The sequence below is a fragment of the Vibrio sp. D404a genome, from assembly GCF_030248535.1.
GTDB lineage: Bacteria > Pseudomonadota > Gammaproteobacteria > Enterobacterales > Vibrionaceae > Vibrio.
Window position 1 is genome coordinate 1 of the sequence record NZ_JAHGAJ010000056.1, and the last position, 7,509, is coordinate 7,509.

The 7,509-nt window shown below is 45.0% G+C and carries 5 protein-coding genes; 2 read left to right on the top strand and 3 right to left on the bottom strand.

Translation table 11 applies throughout. From position 1 onward, the window contains the following. Window positions 1-469: 469 nt before the first annotated feature. The 3 genes from clpB to rluD all read right to left on the bottom strand — a co-directional run bounded on the left by clpB (window position 470) and on the right by rluD (window position 4,880). Complete coding sequence (gene clpB, locus KI655_RS23790) at window positions 470-3,043, bottom strand: ATP-dependent chaperone ClpB (RefSeq protein WP_285409180.1); 2,574 nt, start codon at window positions 3,041-3,043, stop codon at window positions 470-472. A gap of 116 nt (window positions 3,044-3,159) precedes the next feature. Beyond that, a complete protein-coding gene (gene pgeF, locus KI655_RS23795; RefSeq protein WP_285409182.1) occupies window positions 3,160-3,903 on the bottom strand; it encodes a peptidoglycan editing factor PgeF in 744 nt (247 codons plus the stop codon). A 2-nt stretch (window positions 3,904-3,905) separates the two neighbouring features. Beyond that, window positions 3,906-4,880: a 23S rRNA pseudouridine(1911/1915/1917) synthase RluD gene (rluD, locus tag KI655_RS23800; protein ID WP_285409183.1), complete on the bottom strand. Its 975-nt coding sequence runs from the start codon at window positions 4,878-4,880 to the stop codon at window positions 3,906-3,908. A gap of 138 nt (window positions 4,881-5,018) precedes the next feature. On the opposite strand from rluD, the gene KI655_RS23805 reads away from it, so the two are divergent. Next, a complete protein-coding gene (locus tag KI655_RS23805) occupies window positions 5,019-5,747 on the top strand; it encodes an outer membrane protein assembly factor BamD (RefSeq protein WP_285409184.1) in 729 nt (242 codons plus the stop codon). Window positions 5,748-5,887: 140 nt separating this feature from the next. Continuing rightward, window positions 5,888-7,309, top strand: coding sequence for a lytic transglycosylase F (locus KI655_RS23810; protein WP_285409186.1), 1,422 nt, complete (start codon window positions 5,888-5,890; stop codon window positions 7,307-7,309). Window positions 7,310-7,509 lie beyond the last annotated feature (200 nt).

Sequence of the window (7,509 nt, forward strand, 5' to 3'; positions counted from 1 at the left end):
GATAATAAATTATCGATTGGTCACTCAGTTCATTGAAATCATTTTGATACCGAAGTATCTGTTTGCCTTTGCTTATAAAAGCGAAAACAAACTTAGTGATATTCATCAACGAGTGCCCACACAGATTGATAGGTTTAAATTGTTAAAGATCTTACTTCTTAAAGTTCCCTTGGGAGCCTCTCGAAGTGGACGGCTATTCTAGCGAATTCACTTTCAGTGTCAAACACTTTTTTCTGCTATTTTTTCAAAGCATCTTAAATGCTTATCACCGTCTAATTGCTTCGTTCAAACCGCTTGGTTATCCCTGACAACGGAGGCGCATTATAGAGAGAAATCCCCAGTGCACAAGTGCTAATTCTAAATAAAATTGCATTTACGGACCGTTCGAACACAAAGCAAACAAAACGGGCAAAATAAAAGCGAATCAAGCTAGATTTCTTGATTCGCTCTATGATTTAGTAAGGTTGGGTTATTGATGTGCCACTATTCGATCGTTGTGGACTAACAGCTGCACTTTCTTATCCGGATTAACCTTACCTGCCAATATCGCTTTCGCTAATGGGTTCTCAACGCTCTGTTGAATAGCTCGTTTCAATGGTCTAGCACCATAAACTGGGTCAAAACCCACTTGAGCAATCAGCTCTAACGCTTTATCTGACACCTCAAGCTCATAGCCGTTGTCTTCCATTCGCTTGCTTAGGTGTTTTAACTGTATAGAGGCAATCGACTTAATATGCTCTTGTCCTAATGGATGGAACACGACACTTTCATCGACACGGTTTAGAAACTCAGGTCGGAAGTGCTTACCCACTACTTCCATCACTTCATCTTTAATACCTTGGTAGTCCAATGCAGCAAAGTTCTCTTGTATGCGAGCAGAGCCTAAGTTAGACGTCATAATCACAACAGTATTTCTGAAATCAACCGTTCTGCCTTGGCCATCGGTCAGTCGACCATCATCCAATACCTGTAGCAGAATATTGAATACATCCGGGTGCGCCTTCTCTACCTCATCCAATAAAATTACTGAATATGGTTTACGACGCACTGCTTCCGTGAGGTAGCCGCCCTCTTCATAACCGACGTAACCCGGAGGAGCACCGACTAGGCGAGCCACCGAATGTTTCTCCATGAACTCAGACATATCGATTCGAACCATTGCGTCATCACTGTCGAACATAAAGTTCGCTAGAGTTTTGCAAAGCTCCGTTTTACCTACACCTGTCGGACCTAAGAATAAGAATGAGCCAATCGGTTTATTTGGATCAGATAGACCGGCTCTACTTCGGCGAATCGCATTAGCAACCACTTCTACCGCTTCAGCCTGACCAATCACTCGCTTATGAAACACCGACTCCATTTGCAGCAACTTCTCTTTTTCAGCTTCAAGCATCTTAGAAACAGGAATCCCCGTCTGCTTTGATAGCACCTCAGCGATTTCAGTATCTGTAACCTTGTTTCGTAGCAGCGCCATCTCTTGCATTTCCGCTTGAGTCGCAAGGTCTAACTGTTTCTCCAATTCAGGAATACGTCCGTACTGAAGCTCAGACATACGGTTCAGATCACCCGCACGACGAGCGAAATCCATATCCATGCGTGCTTGTTCTAGCTCAGACTTAATATGTTGCGTACCAGATAAAGCTGCTTTTTCTGCATTCCACACCTCTTCCAACTCAGCAAACTCACGCTCTTTATCAAGCAGTTCGTTTTCAAGAGTTTTAAGACGCTTCTCACTGGCATCATCATTCTCATTGGTCAGCGCTTGCTGCTCAATTTTAAGCTGGATGATTTTACGCTCCAGTTTATCCAGAGATTCTGGCTTGGAGTCGATCTGCATACGAATACTTGATGCAGCTTCATCAATGAGATCGATGGCTTTATCCGGCAGTTGGCGGTCTGATACATAACGGTGTGACAGACTCGCCGCTGCCACAATCGCGGGATCAGTGATCTCAACATGGTGGTGCAGTTCGTAACGCTCTTTAAGGCCACGAAGGATTGCTACGGTATCTTCAACCGTTGGCTCATCCACCAGCACTTTTTGGAATCGGCGCTCTAGTGCAGGGTCTTTCTCTATATATTGGCGGTACTCATCTAACGTAGTAGCACCAACACAATGAAGTTCACCGCGAGCCAACGCCGGTTTCAGCATGTTGCCAGCATCCATAGAGCCTTCGCCTTTACCCGCACCGACCATGGTATGGATCTCATCGATAAAGAGGATGACGTTACCCTCTTCTTTCGATAGTTCATTAAGAACCGCTTTCAAGCGCTCTTCAAATTCACCACGATACTTAGCACCCGCCACAAGCGAGCCCATATCAAGAGACAACACTCGACGACCGCGCAAACCTTCCGGCACTTCATTATTAATAATGCGCTGAGCAAGCCCTTCAACAATCGCGGTTTTACCCACGCCCGGTTCTCCGATAATCACAGGGTTGTTCTTGGTGCGACGTTGCAATACTTGAATGGTGCGACGAATTTCGTCATCACGGCCAATTACAGGATCGAGCTTACCTTGCTCTGCACGCTCGGTAAGGTCTACCGTAAACTTCTCCAAAGCTTGGCGTTTGTCTTCAGCATTCGGGTCATCGACTTTTTGACCACCACGGATCTGCTCAATCGCTTGAGAAAGCTTTTGCTCTGTTAAACCCAGCTCTTTTAGCAAGTTACCCAGAGGGCCACGGTCTTCGATTGCAGCAAGTAGGAAGATCTCTGAAGAGATGTAGGTGTCTTGACGTTTTTGAGCCACCTTGTCACATAGATTGAACAAGGTGCCCATCGCACTTGATAACTGTACATCACCTCCGATGCCACTCACTTTTGGCACGCGATCAAGGATCTCACTCAATTTAGAGCGCAGCTGAACCACATCAATATTCAACATGGTAAGCAATGGACGAATCGCACTACCACCTTGATTTAACAGTGACACCATTAGGTGTACCGGTTCGATATATTGGTGATCACGACCTAATGCGAGAGACTGAGCATCAGATATCGCAATTTGAAATTTACTGGTGAATCGATCGAGACGCATTCCAACCTTCCTACTTATAGATATGTTTATCTTATGAATAGAAGATGGATACGGTATCGGGGATTTTCAAGGGGAAGGGAGTGAACTATCACGCAGAAAGTTCACTGTTTTTACGATTAGTCTAACCAGATAAAGGTCGCTTGACGTCCAGTGACTCCATCACGGCGATAAGAGTAAAAGTTATCAGAATCCGCAAAGGTACATAGATTACAATCAAACACTTGCGTAACACCAACATGTGCAAGACGCTGAGTGGCGAGTTGCGACATATTGGCGAGCCATTTCTGCTCGATGTTAGGTTTCGCACGAAAAGCTTGTGCTGCTTCTGGGTCAAATCCTACAAAAGCATCTAATACGTCTTGGCCAACTTCAAAAGCGTCGCGACCAATAGCAGGACCAAGCCAAGCCAGTAAAGGGTTGCTGTCATCAATATTCGTGAATTTAGCGACTGCGTTTTCAACAATCCCACCCGCTAAACCACGCCAACCTGCATGAACCGCAGCAACTTGTGTACCCTTACTGTCAGTTAACAGCACTGGTAGACAGTCTGCAGTCATAGCAGATAGCACCACACCTTGTTGAGTCGTGAAACTGCCATCTGCATCCAGAATCTCGGAAGTTGGCTCAAAGACTGAAACAACATCTGTTGAATGAGTCTGGTTAAGCCACACAGGTGCACTCGGCATCTTAGATTGTTGTTGTAACCAGTCTCGATTCTTCTGAACCAGATTAATATCATCCCCAACATGGCTGCCTAAATTCAAGCCTTGATACTGAGCCTGAGAAAAACCATCGACTCGAGTTGAAGCGAAGGCTTTTACATTACTAGGGGCATTCCAGTTTGGGATGATCATCATCATGGTTAGATGTCGTCTTCTTTGTTGTCTCGTGCGTCAATGCGCAGCGCTTCTGCCATCACAATCATATCTTGTGGTACAGGAGCGTGGAACTCCATCTCTTCACCTGTAATCGGGTGTTCGAAACGAAGCATAACTGCGTGTAGAGCTTGACGATCGAATGAACGAATCATTTGCGTTAGCTCTTCAGATGCACCTTTTGGAATACGAGCACGACCACCGTAAGCCAAATCACCCAATAGAGGGTGTTGTAGGTACGACATGTGTACACGAATTTGGTGAGTACGACCCGTTTCTAGACGAAGACGAATACGCGTGTGCTCACGGAAGTGTTCAGCAACACGGTAGTGAGTAATCGCTGGTTTACCCAACTCATTCACTGCCATTAGCGTACGTTTAGTAGAGTGGCGACCAATCGGTTTTTCAACCATGCCACCCGCTGTCATTTTACCAATCGCAATCGCTTCGTATTCACGAGTAATACGGCGCTTTGATAGCGCTCGAACTAGACGCGTTTGTGCTGGTACTGTTTTCGCAACTACCATTAGGCCAGTGGTGTCTTTATCAAGACGGTGAACAATACCTGCACGCGGCACTTCTGCGATTTGTGGGTAGTGGTGTAGGAGCGCGTTTAGCACGGTTCCGTCCGGCGTACCTGCACCTGGGTGTACAACAAAATCGCGAGGTTTGTTGATCACCAATAAATCGTCATCTTCGTAAACGATATCCAAAGGAATATCTTGTGCTTCCCAGCGCTCTTCATCTTCAAGTTCAGCTTGTAAGATGATCTCTTCACCGCCCATAACCTTGATACGAGGTTTAGTAACAACTTCGCCATCCACTTGGATTTTGCCGTCAAGAAGCCACTCTTTAATGCGAGAGCGAGAGAAATCGGTAAAGAGTTCAGCAACAGTTTGGTCTAAACGTTGACCTAACTGGCTGCTTTTTACTGTGTCTGTTAATGTGATCTGCTGAGCCATATCGAACTTTTTTAAAAACCGTGAGACTAATACCCATTAGTATGGATAAAATAGATTAATTGCATCATTGTATCTGTTACTGGTTAGAAAGTAACGGAAGCGAACAAAATATTTAAATTCAAGGAATCGACGCCTGACATGAAACACCTCACTTTATCGGGTCTATTAGCTGTATCACTGTTAGTTGGTTGTAGCAGCAGTGAAGAGATCGTCCCAGATGTACCGCCATCGGTTCTCTATTCTGATGCACAAGAGTCTCTGCAGAGTGGTAGCTGGTTATCTGCGATTGAAAAACTGGAAGCTCTGGATTCACGTTACCCATTCGGTGCGTACTCAGAACAAGTACAGTTGGATCTCATTTACGCTTACTACAAGAATGATGACCTAGCGCTAGGACTGGCGACTATTTCACGATTCTTACGTTTAAACCCAACGCACGAGAAGCAAGACTGGGTACTTTACATGCGTGGCTTGACGCACATGGCGCAAGACCGCAACTTTATGCACGACATTTTTAACATTGATCGTAGTGACCGCGACCCTGAGCCTGTGAAGCTGGCTTTTGCTGACTTTAAGAAATTGCTAGAGCGATTCCCGAACAGCCCTTACGCGGAAGACGCGCAAAAGCGTATGTTTGCTCTTAAAAACCGTCTAGCGGACTATGATTTGGCGACTGCTGATTTCTATCTGCGCCGCGAAGCGTGGATTGCAGCAATCAACCGTACACAAGAGCTACAAAAAACGTTCCCAGATACCATTGCGGCACGTAAGTCTCTTGAGATCCAGTTGGAAGCATACAAGCAGCTTGGTCTTGAAGATGCGGTAGCAAGAACAGAGAAATTGATTGAGCTAAACCCAATTCCATAGTCTTAGCTGCAATTTTTTAGATTGAAAAGCACACCCAACACGGTGTGCTTTTTTTTGGACTGCGTGTTGTAAATCTTGATGAATGACTTAACGAAAGGTATCTTTAATGAATAACCATTAACAAAACATCAACATGGAGCGTGGATGTGAGCAGGTTGTTATTACTGATCTTGATGGTGGTGTACGTCCCCATCTCTAACGCCTTAGAGCTATCACCCTTGAGTAATGAACCTTACCAAGGCGACTTAGATACGCTCAGCAAAAAAGGCATGGTTCGTGTGCTGGTTTCCGCTGATTTGGGTTTCTACTTCATAGAAGATGGCAAACCAAAGGGCATCATTGCCGAGATGCTTTATCACTTTGAGAAGAGCCTGAGAAAGAAATACCCCTACATCAACGTACAGATTATTCCAGTACAACGTGATGATCTTCTTCCCTCTCTACAATCCGGTCACGGTGATGTCGCGGTTGCAAATCTTACCATCACAGATAAAAGGCTACAGGCCGTCGATTTTTCTGATCCAATGATCAAAGACGGAAAAGAGCTGGTCATTACTGGTAAAGACGAAGCGCCTCTCGAAGAACTGTCTCAATTGAGTGGTAAAGAAGTGTGGATAAGGGCAAGTTCAAGTTACTTTGAAAGTGTTCAACGCGTGAATAAAGAGTTGGACGAGATGAACCTTCCACCTCTGTATGTCCATTTCATTGAAGAAACACTGCAAGACTACGAGCTGATCGAATTGGTCAATCAAGGCTACATTCAAGCGACGATACTCGATAGCCACAAAGCCAGATTGTGGACCAAGGTGATGGACAATATACAAGTTCACAATGAACTGCCGTTGCGTGAAAACAGCCAGATAGCTTGGGCACTGCGCAAAGAGAGCCCTCAACTTAAAAAAGAACTCAACAAATACGTTCGCCAAGCTCGCAGTGGAACGTTATTGGGTAACGTCATCTATCAAAAGTACATCGATAACACGCGTTGGCTAAGCCGTGCTCTCAACCCAAATAAGGTTGATCGTGTAGCCAAGCTCTCTGGTGTGTTTGAGAAATACTCGACTCGTTATGAGTTCGATCCATTAATGATGTCTGCACAAGGATTTCAAGAGTCAGGGCTTGATCAAAGCCGCGTCTCTCACAAAGGCGCCATTGGGGTGATGCAGGTGCTGCCAAGTACAGCAAAAGACAAGAACGTTAACATTAAGAACATCCATAAGGTCGACAACAATATCCATGCTGGCGTGAAATACATGCGCTTTATTAAAGACCGCTACTTTAACGATCCTGATATCTCACCAGACAATCAGCTCTATTTTACTCTGGCGGCCTACAACGCCGGCCCGGCTAAAATTCGTAAAATGCGCTACCTTGCTAAAAAGCACGGCTATGACCCTAATGTTTGGTTTAAGAACGTTGAAATCATGACAAGAAAATACGTGAGTCGCGAACCCGTAACCTATGTCACGAATATCAATCGTTACTTTGTGATCTACAAACAACTAGAGGCAATTGGCGCAATACGTGGTATTGGTCCTACCGCTGCCAACAAACCTAAGTAGACAATGGTGACTTTAGCTAAGGAAGCTAAGGAAGCTAAGGAAGCTAAGGAAGCTAAGGAAGCTAAGGACAAGTTCACAGCTCCGACAGCTTGCCGTAAACAACAAAAAGCTGCTTGAAGCTATGCTCAAGCGGCTTTTCAAATTTGGCAGATTATCAAAAAAATTCTGATGTGACACACATCACAAAAACAAAGTGTACA